This is a genomic window from Kitasatospora sp. NPDC057542 (genome assembly GCF_042801945.1).
Classification (GTDB): domain Bacteria; phylum Actinomycetota; class Actinomycetes; order Streptomycetales; family Streptomycetaceae; genus Kitasatospora.
The window spans coordinates 1-14,447 of record NZ_JBHVFE010000215.1; the positions used below are offsets into that span (position 1 = coordinate 1).

Consider the following 14,447-nt stretch of genomic DNA (forward strand, 5'->3'; position numbering starts at 1 on the left):
TCCCCGGACGGCGCGGGGTTCCGCCGTTCCCGGCCCCTGGCCGCACCGGGTCGTGGGCCCGCACCGAGTCGCGGCATGCGCGGACGCGGCCGACCGGGGATGCTGGAGCGGTGATGGACGAGACGGACTTCTGGCAGATCATCGACGAGACCCGGGACGCCGCGGACGGCGACCCCGACGAGCAGGCCGACCTGCTGGTGGAACGGCTCCTCCAGCTGACCCCGGACGACGTGATCGACTTCGCCCGGCTGTTCCAGGCGCGGTTTCAGCGCGCCAACCGCTACGACCTGTGGGGCGCGGCCTACCTGCTGCTCGACGGCGCCTCCGACGACACCTTCGACTACTTCAGGTACTGGCTGATCGGCCAGGGCCGGGAGGTCTTCGAGGGCGGGCTGGCCGAACCCGACGACCTGGCGGACCTGCTGCCCGAGTTCGACGAGGAGGAGGACGGCGAGGCCGAGGACCTCGGCTACGCCGCCGACGAGGCGTACGAGCAGCTGACCGGACTGCCGCTGTCCGAGGTGGGCGGGCGGCAGACCGGACGGCCGTCCGGACCGGCCCTGGACTTCGACGACCCGGACGTCATGGCGAAGCGGTTCCCCAGGCTCTGGGAGCGGTACGGGGACTGAGGCGGGTCAGGTGCTGCTGCCGGAGGAGCTGTCCTGCCTGATGCCCCTGAGGATCTGGTCCAGCACCGAGACGTCCGGCGCGGCCGGGTTGTCGTCCACACCGCCCTCCATGACCACGTAGCCGCCGCCCTTGGCCGGGAGGGCGGCCAGCAGGACGTAGCCCTGGGTGCCGTCGGTGGTGCGGATGTGCCAGCGGGTGGCGTAGCCGAGCACCCCGGCCACGCTGACGTACCCGGAGCCGGAGTCGGTGTGCGAGCTGACGCCGGAGAAGATCTGCCCGGCGTAGACGGGCATCTGGGCGTCGGCGGCCGCCTTGGGCGAGGAGCCCTGGATGGTGTCCTTCTCGACCGAGAACTGGCCGCGGATGCAGGAGCTGCCGTCCGGGCAGGTGTAGCGGCCGGTGCCGAGGTAGACCGTCGAGTGCGGCGGGTTGCTCGACACCTCCCAGCCGTCGAGGACCGGCACCGTGATCGCGTGCTGCGCGTCGGGGACGGTGCTCTTGACCGCCGGCAGGGGCTTGGGCACCGTGGGGCTGCTGGTGGGCACGGTCGGGCTGGGACTCGCCTTGGGGCTGCTGCTCTGGGTCACGGTGACCGTGGGGTCCGGGGTCGGCTCCGCCCGCGGGTCGTCGCCGCCGCTGAACGCGATCCCGGCGACGATCCCGCCCACGGCCAGCACCGCGACCGCGATGCCGATGATCAGGCCGGTCTTCGGCTTGGCTGCCGGGGCCGGCGGTGGGTAGCCCGGGTAGCCGTAACCGGGGCCCTGGACCGGGTGGCCGCCCTGGGCCTGGCCCTTGTAGGCGTCCTGGCCGGAGTAGCCGTATCCGGGTGCCGGGGAGCCGTCCTGGCCCGGGTAGCCGTAGGCCGGGGCCGTGGGGCCGCCGGGGTAGCCGTAGCCGGGCCGCTGGTCGGACGGCTGCCAGGTCTGGGTGGGTGCGTCGGCGAGCCCGCCCGCGACGCCGCCCTGGAGCGGCCGGACCTCGTTGGTCCAGGCGTTGCCGTCCCACCAGCGCTCGTGACCGGGGGTGCCGTTCGCACCCGGGACCGGGTACCACCCGGGAGGCGTCGAGTTGCTCACGGGCGTACGGTACCCGGCGCGGAGGCGGTCCGGACAGGGCGGGATCGTCACGACTCTGCACCACCCGGCAGGCGGCCAACCACCGCTTCCGGCAGGCCTGTTCGGACCGTCGGCGGGTGGTTGACGGGTGGGCCCGGTGGGCCCGGTGGGCCCGGTGGGCCCGGTGCGCCCGGTGGGCCCGGTGCGCCCGGTGGGCCCGGTGCGCCCGGTCGGGTGACCGGCGGGGTTCAGTCGGCCAGTGGGCGGGCCATCCAGATGTCGTCCACGTACCGGCCGTCGATCAGGAACTCCTCGGCCAGCGAGCCCTCGACGACGAAGCCGCAGCTCTCGTAGAGCCGGCGGGCCGGGGCGTTCCAGCCGAGCACCCGCAGGCTCATCTTGCGGGCGCCCTCGGCGCGGGCCGCCGCGCAGGCCGCCTCGACCAGCCGGCGGCCTATGCCCCGGCCGCGGACGGTGCCGTCGACGGCCAGGCCCTGGATCTGCCGCACGTGCCGGTTGCACGCCAGCGGGGTGGACGGGACCTGACGGATGTAGCCGACGATCCGGCCCTCCAGCACGGCCAGCAGGAACTGCTCGGGGGTGTGCCGCTCGTCGAAGACCGAGTCCTCGGCGGGCGGTTCCGGGGAGACGTCGGACAGGAATGACCAGGACGCGTGGTTGAGGACGGCGAGCTCGCGCTCGTCCTCGCTCCGCGCCGTACGGATGATCAGATCGTCGTCAGGCATGCGGGTCATGCTAACGGCGTGCATGCGAACGTGACGGGCGGTCGGGGAACGCCGCAGGAGCACGCGGGAGCTGCGAGGATGGGCGCATGCGCATCGCTGTCACGGGTTCCACGGGTTTGATCGGTTCGGCGCTCGTCCGCTCCCTGCTGGCGGACGGCCACGAGGTGGTCCGGCTGGTCCGGCACCGGTCGAAGACGGGCCCACGGCCGGACGGCAGCACCGCGATCGGCTGGAACCCGCTGCTCGGCGAGGTCGAGCGGGACGGGCTGGCCGGGGTCCAGGCCGTGGTGCACCTGGCGGGCGCCGGGGTCGGCGACCACCGCTGGACGGACTCCTACAAGCGGGAGATCCGGGAGAGCCGGGTGTACGGCACCGAGACGCTGGCCGTCGCCCTGGCCGGGCTCAAGGAGCCGCCGCAGGTCCTCGTGAGCGCCTCCGCGGTCGGCTGGTACGGGCAGACCGGTGACCGGGTGATCGACGAGGACTCCCCGGCCGGCGACGACTTCCTGGCCGAGGTCTGCCGGGAGTGGGAGGACGCCGCCCGGCCGGCCGAGCGGGCCGGGATCCGGGTCGTCCATCCCCGCACCGGGCTGGTGCTGTCCGCGGCCGGCGGGGCGGGCGCGCGGCTGTTCCCGCTGTTCAAGCTGGGCCTGGGCGGTCGGCTCGGCAGCGGGCGGCAGTACTGGAGCTTCATCTCGCTGCACGACGAGGTGGCCGCGCTGCGGTTCCTGATCGACCACGACGACCTCTCCGGCGCCTTCAACCTCACCGCGCCGAACCCGGTGACCAACGCCGAGCTGACCACCGCGCTCGGCCGGGCGCTGAGGCGGCCGACGCCGTTCCCGGTGCCGGAGGCGGTGCTGAAGGCGGTGCTGGGCGAGCTGGCGATCGAGGTGGTCGGCAGCCACCGGGTGCTGCCGCGGCGGCTGCTGGACGCGGGTTTCCGCTTCACCCACCCGGACGTGTACTCGGCGGTGCTCGCGGCCATGTGACGGGTGCGCCGGCCGGGACGGGTGCTGTCGGCAGGACGGGTGTTGGAGACGGTACGGGTGCGCGGGCCGGGACGGGTGCGCGGGCCGGGACGGGTGCTGGGCGGCGGGGCGCACGAGGCGGCCGCGCGCGCCGAACGGGTGGGCGTGCGCACACGTCGCGCGGAGCCGGTACGTACTCCGACTACGGCATCTGCCCTGGCCAGGGGCATATGCCGAGCGGGGTCCGAGGGGGCCCGAGGAGGGGGCGCACGGGAGCACATGGCGGGCGCGTCGCACGCCCCCGGTGACCGTACGCGCCCGCCGACCCCCGAACCCGGCCGCCGCGGCGCACTGTCCGTGACCGCGCCCCCGCCTGGCGCCGCGCAACCCTCCCCGGCCCCGGATCCGGTCCGATGGGCTTGTCTGATGCTCACACTGACTGGGCATCACCCTCCACGGACCGTGTCCCGGCACCCCGCTGCCTGCGTCGGCCGGAGCCCCGGGACCAGGGAGGGAGCACGCCAGTGCCCACGTACGACTTCACCCGCCGCGCCCGCCGGCCGTCCGACCCGGACGTCGTCGTGGTCGGCGCCGGACTCGCGGGCCTGGCCGCCGCCCGCGCGCTCACCGGCCACGGCCTCGCCGTTCAGGTCCTGGAGAGCACCGACCGGATCGGCGGCCGGATGGCCACCCGCGAGCAGGACGGATTCCGGCTCGACGACGGCAGCCACCTGCTGAACACCGCCTTCCCCGAGCTGCGCCGCGCGCTCGACCTCGACCGCCTCGACCTGCGCCCGCTCGCGCCCGGCGTACTGGTGCACAGTGCCGGCCGCCGCTACCGCGCCGGGGACCCGCAGCTGGCCGTCGCCCGGCAGGCCGCCACCCGTGCCCCGCTCGGCAGCCCGCTGGACAAGGCCCGGCTGGCCGGCTGGCTCGGCCGGCTCGCCACCACCCCGGTCGGCCGGCTCCCGACCCGACCGGAGACCACCACCGCCCGCGCGCTGGCCGGGCACGGCCTCGCCCAGCGCACCGTGGACGGCTTCCTTCGCCCGCTGCTCAGCGCGCTGCTCTCCGATCCGGCACTCGGCACCAGCAGCCGGGTCGCCGACCTGGTGCTGCGCTCGTACGCGCGCGGGCGGCCCTGTCTGCCCGCCGACGGGATCGCAGCAGTACCGGCCCAGCTGGCCGCCGCCCTGCCCGCCGGCACCGTCCGCACCCGGGTGCAGGTCACCTCGATCGCCGCGGACGGCGTGGAGACCCTCGCGCACGGGCGGATCGGCGCCCAGGCCGTCATCGTCGCGACCGACGCCCGCTCGGCCGCCGAACTGCTGCCCGGGCTACGGCTGCCGGACTTCCATCCCGTCACGACCTTCTACCACGCGGCCGACGCCGCCCCGCTGGCCGAGGCCGTCCTGCTGCTCGACGGCGACCGGCCGAACGGGCACCCGCCGCTGGTCTCGCACTCGCTGGTGCTCAGCGAGCTGCACCCGTCCTACGCCCCGGCCGGCCAGGCGCTGATCGCCACCACCGTGCTCGGGCGCCGCGCCTTCGACGTGGGCGGCCCGGCCGGGCTGGAGCCGGCCGTACGGGCCCGGCTGACCGAGCTCTACGGCAGCTCGACGTCGGGCTGGCAGTTCCTCGGCGTGCGGCACGTCCCGGACGCGCTGCCCGCGATGCCGCCGCCGCACAACCCCCGCCGCCCGGTGCGGCTGCTGGCCGGGCTGTACGTCGCCGGGGACCACCGGGACACCAGCACCGTGCAGGGCGCGCTGGTCTCCGGGCGGCGGGCGGCGCAGGCGGTGCTGAGCGACCTCGGCCTTCCGGCCGACGCCCGGGAGGCCGAGGTGGCGGCCTGACGGCCCGGGCCCACTGCCGGGCCCTTCGAGGTGCCCGGACGCACCAGCGGTCTGCCGGGGTGACAGACCGACGGTGTGCCAGGGTGCCGGGGCACCTGTCCTGACCGGTCATCGGATCCTGCTCCCGGCCGGCTGCGAGATCGGCTTCGGCAAGCTGCGCGGCGGCCCGCCGCAACGGGCGGGCGCCGCGTGGCCGGTCGCGGTGTCCGTGGTGCTCGGCGCGGGCACACCGGCGAGCGGGCGCGCGGCAGCGCGAGGCCGCCCGGTGGCGGCCGACGCGGAGCAGCCACGGGTCCGGGCCGCCGAGAGCCGGCAGGCCCGGCCCTCCGCACGCCGGGCCCGCGGGCCCGCTCCCCACGCACCCGCCGGGTCAGATCACTCCCGCCTGGCGGGCCGTCTCCTCGAAGGCGCGGGCCACCGGGCTGCCGCGGTAGGGGGTGAGGCGGCGGTGGAAGTCCCGGACGTACTCCAGCGAGCGGGCCGAGCGCATCTCCCCCGCCGCCCGCAGCGCGTCGGTGGCCATGGTGCAGGCCTCGTCGAGGTCCCCCATGCCGAGCCGGGCAGTGGCCAGCACCAGGCGGCAGAAGATCCGGCTGCGGGCGTAGGCGGGCGAGCGCAGCCGCAGCGACTTCTCGGCGTGCTGCGCCGCGGTCCGCCACTGCTGGAGGTCGCGGTAGCAGTGGGCGAACTCGTCGGAGAGCTGGGCCTCGTCGAAGTACCGCGCCCAGGAAGGCAGTTCGTCGCCCGTCCGGGCCGCCGCCAGGGAGCGCTCGGCGCGCACCAGGGCGGTGGTGCAGGACCGTACGTCGCCCAGCAGGCCGTGCCCGCGTGCCTCGGCGGCGTGCATCAGTGACTGGACCACCGGCGGCACGGCGGTGCCCACGCCCTGCTGCGCGACCCGGGCGAGCTGGACCGCCTCCCGGCCGTGGCCCAGGTGGACGGCCTGCTGGCTCATCGTCACCAGCACGTAGCCGCCGAGCGCCCGGTCCCCGGCGGCCTGGGACAGGCGCAGCGCCTGGACGAAGTAGCGCTGGGCGAGGCCGTGGGCGGCGATGTCGAAGGACGTCCAGCCGGCCAGCCTGGTGAGGTCGGCGACCGCGCCGAACAGGGCCCGGCCGATCTGCTCTCCGTAGCGGCCGCGCAGCATCGGCTCGGCCTCGCTCTCCAGGTAGCGGACCAGCGCCTGGCGGGCGTGGCCACCGCCGTAGGCGTGGTCCAGCGCGCGGAAGAGGTCGCCGACGGCGCGGATGGCGGCGATGTCGCCGCGGCCGACCCGCAGGGTGGGACGGGACTCGCGGGCCGAGTCGGTGTACGGCGGCTCGACGGCGACCGGCGGCCGGCGGCTCTGGATCGGCACCCGGCCGATGGTGGGGGCGGTGCCGGTGGTCCCGGCGGTGCTGCGGGCGGTGGGAGCGCCGGGGGCCGGCCCGCGCGCCGGGCTCCCGGGGGACGCGCCGGGCGCGCCCGGCGCCGGGGCACCGGTGATGGCCGCGGAGGTGGCGCTGCCGGACGGCGGGCCGGCGGCGGCGTCCGGCCGGGCCAGGGTGGAACCGTCCCGGGCGACCCGTTCGTCGGTGCGGCCGATCAGCCAGTCCCGGCTGGGGACGACCAGGCCGGCCGGCGTGAAGGCGATCCGCCGCAGCTCGGACTGCGGGCCGTTGTCCTTGCGCCACATGCTCGCCACGATGTCCACCGCCTCCTGCGGCGTCTCGGCGAACTCCAGGCCGGCGTAGACCGGGGCGCAGGCGTCCAGGCCGAGGTCCTGGGCGGTGAGACGGCGGCCGAGCCGGCGGGTGAAGACCTCGGCGATCAGCGCCGGGGTGGCCCCGCGCGGCTGCTGGCCGCGCAGCCAGCGGGTGACCGAGGTCTTGTCGTAGCGCAGGTCGAGGCCGTGCTCCAGGCCGAGCTGGTCGACCCGGCGGGCGAGGCCCGCGTGCGAGAAGCCGGCCTCCTCGATCAGCGCCGCGAGCTGGCCGTTCTGCGGGGCCGGGCCGGAGTGGCCGCTGCGGGCCGGGGCGGGCGCGGGCGCGGGCGCGACGGGGTTCTCGTGCCGGTCGGGTGTGGCCTGCACCGGCAGCCGCAGGTCGTCGGCGTCCGGGGCGTCGGCGGTCAGCGTGTCGGCGGTCAGGGCGTCGGGGGCGTCCGGAAGGGTCCGGCCGACCGGCCCTCGGTGCTGGCCGAGCGGGTCGAGCGGTCCGTACGCCGGGCTGTCGGTTGCAGGCCGTTGGGGCATGTCTGTCAACACCTCTCGGACGTCGCACCGGGCTTCACCAGCACTTCGGCGGCCTGGGGCGGCGCCCCCTGTCGGGAATCGGCGTGAATGTAGCGAGCATTCGGGCGCTATGGGTGGATCTGACCGAGCAATCCACCGAACGGGTGAAGCAACCGCGCCCATTGTGGGGAAGCGGACTCGGGTTGGGTTTGGTCCTCCGGGGCCGAACCGTCGGCCGTTCCGGAGGCCCCTCCGAGGGCCTCTCCGAGGGTCGATCCGCCGTTCGGGCCTCGCTCCGGCGTCATGGCGGACAGCACCACAGCTCGGCGGGATGCTGTGGCGGCCCACCACATGGGAGTGGGGCCGTCGGATTCCTACCGTTCTCGGCCATGGACACCTCTACTGCCCGCCCGCTCGCCGGCCGCACGGCCATGGTCACCGGGGCCGCCTCGGGCATCGGCCGGGCCTGCGCCGAGGCCCTCGCCGAGGCCGGCGCCCGGGTCTACGTCGTCGACCTCGCGGCCGGCCCGGCCGAGGAGCTCGCCGAGCGGATCGGCGGCCGCGCGATCGTCGCCGACCTCGGCGACCCCGGGGCCGTGGACGCCCTGCCGGACGACGCCGACATCGTCGTCAACAACGCCGGCCTCCAGCACGTCGCGCCCCTGCACGAGTTCCCGCCCGACCGCTTCACGCTCATCCAGCGCGTCATGGTCGAGGCCCCGTTCCGCATCCTGCGCCGCACCCTGCCGCACATGTACGCGCAGGAGTGGGGGCGGGTCGTCAACATCTCCTCCGTCCACGGCCTGCGCGCCAGCGCCTTCAAGTCCGCTTACGTCACCGCGAAGCACGCGCTGGAGGGCCTGAGCAAGACCGTCGCCCTGGAGGGCGCGCCGCACGGCGTCACCAGCAACTGCATCAACCCGGGCTACGTCCGGACTGCGCTGGTGGAGAAGCAGATCGCCGCCCAGGCGCTCGCCCACGGCATACCCGAGGACGAGGTGGTCGAGCGGATCATGCTCGACCGCACCGCGGTGAAGCGCCTCATCGAACCCGACGAGGTCGCCCAGCTCGCCCTGTGGCTCTGCTCCCCCGCCGCCTCCTACATCACCGGCGCCAGCCTTCCCGTCGACGGTGGCTGGACGGCGCACTGAGCGGGGAACGCTCCGCGATCCGACCGCCCCTCTCATAGAGCTGTCAGACACATTCGACCCCGGGACTGTATGAGCCACCCACATAGTCCCGGGGTCGGGTGCTTCCTACCTTGTGGCGACATCGTCTCCCCCTGGTTCTGGAAGTGGTGGCCATGAACGCCTCTGCGCGAGGTACGACAGCGAGCAGCTCACTCCCGAGAGTGGTAGCCGCGAGCCTGATCGGCACGACGATCGAGTGGTACGACTACTTCCTGTACGGAACGGCGGCGGCGCTGGTGTTCGGGAGGCTGTTCTTCCCGCACAGCGATCCGCTGACCGGGACGCTGCTGTCCTTCCTGACCTACGCGATCGGGTTCGCGGCGCGGCCGCTCGGGGCGCTGGTGTTCGGCCACTTCGGGGACCGGGTCGGGCGGAAGAAGCTGCTGGTGGTGAGCCTGCTGCTGATGGGCGGGTCGACCACGGCGATCGGGCTGCTGCCGACGTACGACTCGATCGGGGTCGCGGCACCGGTCCTGCTGACGGTGCTGCGGCTGGTGCAGGGCTTCGCGCTGGGCGGTGAGTGGGGCGGCGCCGTGCTCCTGGTGTCGGAGCACGGCGACCAGCGGCGGCGGGGGTTCTGGGCGTCCTGGCCGCAGGGCGGGGCGCCGGCCGGGAACCTTCTGGCCGCCGGGGTGCTGTCGCTGATGACGGCGGTGCAGTCGGACGAGGCGTTCCTGGCGTGGGGCTGGCGGGTGCCGTTCCTGCTGTCGGCGGTGCTGGTCGTGGTCGGGATGTGGATCCGGCTCGCGGTGGACGAGTCGCCGCTGTTCAAGCAGGCGCTGGCGGCGCAGCAGCAGCGGCAGAAGGAGCGTCGGACGGCCGAACGGCCGCCCCTGGTGGAGGTGTTGCGCAACCACTGGCGGGAGGTGCTGGTGGCCATGGGTGCGCGGATGGCGGAGAACATCTCGTACTACGTCATGACCACCTTCGTCCTGACCTATGCCGTCACCCACGCCCACTTCTCCAAGCAGACCGCGCTGAACGCCGTCCTGATCGCCTCCGCGATCCAGTTCACGCTGATCCCGCTGTTCGGCGCGCTGTCCGACCGGGTCGGGCGCAAGCCGGTGTACCTGGTGGGCGCGGTCGGGGTGGGCGCCTGGGCCTTCGTCTTCTTCGGTCTGGTCGACACGAAGTCCTTCGGCTCGCTGGTCACCGCCGTGACCGTCGGCCTGGTCTTCCACAGCGCCATGTACGCGCCCCAGGCCGCCTTCTTCTCCGAGCTGTTCGCGACCCGGATGCGGTACTCGGGCGCCTCGATCGGGGCCCAGTTCTCCTCGGTGGCGGCCGGTGCCCCGGCGCCGCTGATCGCCACCGCGCTGCTCAGGGACTACGGCAGCGCCACCCCCATCGCGGTGTACGTCGCCATCGCGGCGGCGATCACCGTGCTGGCGGTGCTCTGCGGCCGGGAGACCAGGGGCCGGGACCTCGCGGAGGTCGCGGGAGGGGACGTGCAGGACGGCGGGGCGGGCCAGGAGGCGGACGCCGCGGCGGCCGGGAAGCCCGCCGCCACCTGAGGACCCAGCCGATACGATCGCGCTTTCTCGGAACCGACGGAACCGACGCCGATTGGCAGCACGCACCATGAACCACCCTCACGAAAGCGCCGCGCCCGCGCTGCGGCGGCTGCTCGACCTGCTCGCCTCCGGCGCCGCCACCGAGGACTTCGCCGACGTGCTGGCCGACGCCCGCCGCCGCGGGGCGTCGGCCGCCGTCCTCGCCGAGATCGACGACGCCACCTGGCAGGCCCTTCGGGTCCATCGCACCCTGCGTCAACACCGGCGCCGCGAAGCCGAGTTGACCGCCCTGTTCGACACCGCCGGGGACCTCGCCGCCTCCCGGGACCTGGACACCGTGCTCCAGGCGATCGTCCGCCGGGCCCGGATGCTGCTCGGCACCGACACCGCCTACCTGACCCTGCCGGACGAGGCCGCCGGCGACACCTACATGCGGGTCACCGACGGTTCGGTCTCCGTCCTGTTCCAGACCCTGCGGCTGAGCCTCGGTGACGGCCTGGGCGGGCTGGTCGCACAGACCGCCCGCCCCTACGCCACCCCCGACTACCGCACCGACGAGCGCTTCCACCACACCGGCACGATCGACGCGGGCGTACTGGACGAGGGCCTGGTGGCGATCATCGGGGTGCCGCTGCTGCTCGGCGGGCAGGTCATCGGCGTGCTGTTCGCCGCCGACCGCACGCCGCGCGCCTTCTCCCCCGACGAGGTCGCGCTGCTCTGCTCGCTGGCCGCGCACGCCGCGATCGCCCTGGACACCGCCAAGTCCCTGGCCGACACCCGGGCCGCGCTCGCCGAGCTGAACGCCGCCAACGAGCTCGTGCGGGCCCACTCCGCCGCCGTCCAGCGCGCCGAGCAGGCACACGACCGGCTCACCGACCTGGTGCTGCGCGGCGCCGAGGTCCCCGACGTCGCCGCCGCCGTCGCCGCCCTGCTGGGCGGGGAGATAGCGGTCCTGGACGCCGAGGGCGAACCGCTGGCCGGACGCTCCGCACCCGCCGCCGAACTGGCCGAGGCGGTCGCCGCCTCCCGAGCCGAGGGCCGGTCCGTACGGCACGGCGAGCAGTGGGTCTGCGCGGTACTGGCCGGGCACGACGCGCTCGGCACCATGGTGCTGCGCGGCCGGCCCGACCTCGACGACGCCGACCGGCGGCTGTTCGAGCGGGCCAGCGTGGTCACCGCGCTGCTCCTGCTTCTGCGCCGCTCGGTCGCCGAGACCGAGAACCGGGTCCGCGGCGAACTGCTCACCGACCTGCTGACCGCCCCCGAACGCGACCCGGCCGGGCTCACCGCGCGTGGCCGCCGGCTCGGCGTCGACCTCGCCCGGCCGCACCTGGTGCTGGTCGCGGAACCGGCCGACGGGAAGGACGAGGACCGGGGCCGGCTGGCCGGCGCGGCCCGGCGCTACCTGTTCGGCTCGCGGGGCGTCAGCGCCGAGCACGCCGAGACGGTGGTGCTGCTGGCGCCCGTCGAGACCGGCAGCACCGACGACCCCGAGGGGACCGCCCGGCAGGCCGCCGAACGGCTGGCCCGGCTGGCCGGGTTCCCGGTCACCGTCGGCGCGGGCCGCCCGGCCGCCGGCCCGTCCGCGCTGGCCGCCTCCTACGGCGAGGGCCTGCGCTGCGTCCGGGCGCTGCGGGTGCTCGGCCGCGCCGGGGAGGGCGCCTCCGCCCGCGCGCTCGGCTTCCTCGGCGTGCTGCTCGGCGACGGCCACGACGTGGACGACTTCGTCGCCGCGACGCTCGGCCCGCTGCTGGCGTACGACACCCGGCGCGGCACCGAGCTGGTCCGCACCCTGCGCGCCTACTTCGACTGCGGCGGCAGCCTGACCCGGGCCAAGGACGAGCTGCACGTCCACGTGAACACCGTGGTCCAGCGGCTGGACCGGGTCGAGGCGCTGCTCGGACGGGACTGGAACCAGCCGGAGCGGTCGCTGGAGCTCCAGCTCGCGCTGCGGTTGCAGCTGCTCGCGCGGAGCTGAGCGGGGCAGTGGCCCGCGGGGAGCCGAGCGGGGCTGCGACGGCTGCTCGCGGGCGGCTGAAGGGGTTCGGGCAGGCTGGGCGTACAGTGGCGAGGTTGGTCTCGAACGCCCGGCAAGGAGCGCAAGACGGTGAGCGAGAACGTGCGTTTTGTTCGCATGGGCATAGGTGAGCGGACCGTGCCCTACCAGGAGGCCTGGGAGGAGCAGCAGCGGCTGCACGCGCTGCGGGTCGCGGACGAGATCCCCGACACCGTCCTGCTCCTGGAGCACCAGTCGGTGTACACCATGGGCAAGCGCACCAACCCCGCCGACCTCCCCCTGGACGGCACCCCGGTGGTCGAGGTCAACCGGGGCGGCGAGATCACCTGGCACGGCCCCGGCCAGCTGGTCGGCTACCCGATCGTCAAGCTGCCCGACCCGATCGACGTCATCGCCTACGTCCGCCGGCTGGAGGAGGCGCTGATCCGCACCGCCGGCGAGTTCGGCATCGGGTCCACCCGGGTCGAGGGCCGCAGCGGGGTCTGGGTGCTGGGCGAGTCCATCCCGGACGCCGTGGTGGACCCGGCGCAGGTGGTGGACATCGGCAAGCTGACCCTGCGGATGGGCCTGCCCCTGGGCATCGACCCGCGGCTGGCCGGCCCCGAGTACGCGCCCTCCAACGCCGGTCAGCGCGGGGACGACCGCAAGCTCGCCGCGATCGGCGTGCGGGTCGCCCGCGGGGTGACCATGCACGGCTTCGCGCTCAACTGCGACCCGGACATGACCTGGTTCGACAAGATCGTCCCGTGCGGCATCCGGGACGCGGGCGTCGCCTCGCTCACCGGCGAGCTGAAGCGTGGACTGCCGGTCGCCGAGGCGGCGCCGGTGGTCGAGCGGCACTTGGCGGAGGTCCTGGCCGAGCTGCCGGAGCCGGCGCCGAGCCGCTGAACATCGCCGAACCCCTCCCCTTGACGGCCGCCGGAAGTCCCGGCGGCCACTGGGAATCTACTGACCGGTAGCCGCGTTGCCCTGCGATTGCCGGGCGACAGGCCCGGCGAAGGCCGTACAACCACAGGCGTACCCTGGGGGTACCCCGTCTAGTTCTAGGAGTCGCACGTGTCCGCTGTCGCGCCCGACGGCAGGAAGCTTCTCCGCCTGGAGGTCCGCAACAGCGAGACCCCCATCGAGCGGAAGCCCGAGTGGATCAAGACCCGCGCGAAGATGGGCCCGGAGTACAACGCCCTCCAGTCGCTGGTGAAGAAGGAGGGGCTGCACACGGTCTGCCAGGAGGCCGGCTGCCCCAACATCTTCGAATGCTGGGAGGACCGCGAGGCGACCTTCCTCATCGGCGGTGACCAGTGCACCCGCCGCTGCGACTTCTGCCAGATCGACACCGGCAAGCCCGCCGAGTTCGACCGCGACGAGCCGCGCCGGGTCGCCGAGTCCATCGTCACCATGGACCTCAACTACGCCACCATCACCGGCGTCGCCCGCGACGACCTGGAGGACGGCGGCGCCTGGCTGTACGCCGAGACCGTGCGCCAGGTGCACGCGATGACCGCCGGCCGCGAGGCCGGCCGCACCGGCGTCGAGCTGCTCATCCCCGACTTCAACGCGGTGCCCGAGCAGCTGGCCGAGGTCTTCTCCTCCCGCCCCGAGGTGCTCGCGCACAACGTCGAGACGGTGCCGCGGATCTTCAAGCGGATCCGCCCGGCGTTCCGCTACGAGCGCTCGCTGGACGTCATCACCCAGGCCCGCGCGGCCGGGCTGGTGACCAAGTCCAACCTGATCCTGGGCATGGGCGAGACCCGCGAGGAGGTCAGCCAGGCGCTGGCCGACCTGGTCGGCGCCGGCTGCGAGCTGATCACCATCACCCAGTACCTGCGCCCCTCGCTGCGCCACCACCCGGTGGAGCGCTGGGTGAAGCCGCAGGAGTTCGTCGAACTCCAGCAGGAGGCCGAGGAGCTGGGCTTCGCGGGCGTCATGTCGGGCCCGCTGGTGCGGTCCTCGTACCGGGCCGGCCGGCTGTACCGGCAGGCGCTGGAGCGGCGCGAGCAGGCCGCGGTCTGACGGTCCCCCGACCGGTTCAAGCCATGGGAAGGGCGGAGCTTCGGCTCCGCCCTTTGGCGTCACCGTGCTTTGACTGCCTGGTCACGGGCTGGTAACACGGAGTGGGGACTCTGGACGCCTGGTGAGCGTTCGATTCTTCTCAGCCATCTCAGCCAGGAGAGGAGCTGTTCGGCATGCGGATGCGGATCCGGTCGATGGGGGTGGCCCTGCGGTTCGCCGAGAGCGTGCTGCTGGCCCCCGGCC

At 74.5% G+C, this 14,447-nt stretch carries 11 protein-coding genes; 8 read left to right on the plus strand and 3 right to left on the minus strand.

The genetic code is table 11. The features are described from left to right. The first annotated feature begins 113 nt into the window (after positions 1-113). Positions 114-629 (plus strand): DUF4240 domain-containing protein, encoded by a 516-nt coding sequence (locus tag ACFU7Y_RS24945; protein WP_224284291.1) that lies wholly within the window; start codon positions 114-116, stop codon positions 627-629. A 6-nt stretch (positions 630-635) separates the two neighbouring features. On the opposite strand, the gene ACFU7Y_RS24950 is transcribed toward ACFU7Y_RS24945, so the two are convergent. Further along, positions 636-1,709 (minus strand): DUF2510 domain-containing protein, encoded by a 1,074-nt coding sequence (locus tag ACFU7Y_RS24950; protein WP_224284293.1) that lies wholly within the window; start codon positions 1,707-1,709, stop codon positions 636-638. A 227-nt stretch (positions 1,710-1,936) separates the two neighbouring features. Further along, positions 1,937-2,434 (minus strand): GNAT family N-acetyltransferase, encoded by a 498-nt coding sequence (locus ACFU7Y_RS24955; protein ID WP_380769697.1) that lies wholly within the window; start codon positions 2,432-2,434, stop codon positions 1,937-1,939. Between the two features lie 86 nt (positions 2,435-2,520). Between ACFU7Y_RS24955 and ACFU7Y_RS24960 the strand changes: the two genes are divergently transcribed. Further along, the gene (locus tag ACFU7Y_RS24960) at positions 2,521-3,426 is read left to right on the plus strand and encodes a TIGR01777 family oxidoreductase (RefSeq protein WP_224284289.1); all 906 of its coding nucleotides are present in this window, start codon (positions 2,521-2,523) and stop codon (positions 3,424-3,426) included. Positions 3,427-3,929: 503 nt separating this feature from the next. Next, the gene (locus ACFU7Y_RS24965) at positions 3,930-5,261 is read left to right on the plus strand and encodes an FAD-dependent oxidoreductase (RefSeq protein ID WP_380769699.1); all 1,332 of its coding nucleotides are present in this window, start codon (positions 3,930-3,932) and stop codon (positions 5,259-5,261) included. A gap of 370 nt (positions 5,262-5,631) precedes the next feature. Here ACFU7Y_RS24965 and ACFU7Y_RS24970 read toward each other — a convergent pair whose 3' ends face one another. Then, positions 5,632-7,494 (minus strand): regulator, encoded by a 1,863-nt coding sequence (locus ACFU7Y_RS24970; RefSeq protein WP_380769700.1) that lies wholly within the window; start codon positions 7,492-7,494, stop codon positions 5,632-5,634. Between the two features lie 368 nt (positions 7,495-7,862). Between ACFU7Y_RS24970 and ACFU7Y_RS24975 the strand changes: the two genes are divergently transcribed. From ACFU7Y_RS24975 to lipA, 5 genes are all read left to right on the plus strand, one after another. Continuing rightward, on the plus strand, positions 7,863-8,624 hold the full coding sequence (locus ACFU7Y_RS24975) for a 3-hydroxybutyrate dehydrogenase (RefSeq protein WP_224284501.1): 762 nt from the start codon (positions 7,863-7,865) through the stop codon (positions 8,622-8,624). Between the two features lie 152 nt (positions 8,625-8,776). Continuing rightward, positions 8,777-10,177 carry an MFS transporter gene (locus ACFU7Y_RS24980; protein WP_380769702.1) on the plus strand — a complete coding sequence of 467 codons (1,401 nt, stop codon included), beginning with the start codon at positions 8,777-8,779 and terminating at the stop codon, positions 10,175-10,177. A gap of 67 nt (positions 10,178-10,244) precedes the next feature. Next, positions 10,245-12,155: a helix-turn-helix domain-containing protein gene (locus ACFU7Y_RS24985; RefSeq protein WP_380769703.1), complete on the plus strand. Its 1,911-nt coding sequence runs from the start codon at positions 10,245-10,247 to the stop codon at positions 12,153-12,155. 156 nt (positions 12,156-12,311) lie between these two features. Next, on the plus strand, positions 12,312-13,082 hold the full coding sequence (gene lipB, locus ACFU7Y_RS24990) for a lipoyl(octanoyl) transferase LipB (protein ID WP_374120090.1): 771 nt from the start codon (positions 12,312-12,314) through the stop codon (positions 13,080-13,082). A gap of 168 nt (positions 13,083-13,250) precedes the next feature. Next, positions 13,251-14,204: a lipoyl synthase gene (gene lipA / locus ACFU7Y_RS24995; protein ID WP_224283948.1), complete on the plus strand. Its 954-nt coding sequence runs from the start codon at positions 13,251-13,253 to the stop codon at positions 14,202-14,204. The last annotated feature ends 243 nt before the right edge of the window (positions 14,205-14,447 follow it).

Coding starts and splice junctions, on each gene's coding strand:
- ACFU7Y_RS24945 (WP_224284291.1), top strand. CDS start 114: ATGGACGAGACGGACTTCTGGCAGATCATCGACGAGACCCGGGACGCC.
- ACFU7Y_RS24955 (WP_380769697.1), bottom strand. CDS start 2,434: ATGCCTGACGACGATCTGATCATCCGTACGGCGCGGAGCGAGGACGAG.
- ACFU7Y_RS24960 (WP_224284289.1), top strand. CDS start 2,521: ATGCGCATCGCTGTCACGGGTTCCACGGGTTTGATCGGTTCGGCGCTC.
- ACFU7Y_RS24970 (WP_380769700.1), bottom strand. CDS start 7,494: ATGCCCCAACGGCCTGCAACCGACAGCCCGGCGTACGGACCGCTCGAC.
- ACFU7Y_RS24975 (WP_224284501.1), top strand. CDS start 7,863: ATGGACACCTCTACTGCCCGCCCGCTCGCCGGCCGCACGGCCATGGTC.
- ACFU7Y_RS24980 (WP_380769702.1), top strand. CDS start 8,777: ATGAACGCCTCTGCGCGAGGTACGACAGCGAGCAGCTCACTCCCGAGA.
- ACFU7Y_RS24985 (WP_380769703.1), top strand. CDS start 10,245: ATGAACCACCCTCACGAAAGCGCCGCGCCCGCGCTGCGGCGGCTGCTC.
- lipB (WP_374120090.1), top strand. CDS start 12,312: ATGGGCATAGGTGAGCGGACCGTGCCCTACCAGGAGGCCTGGGAGGAG.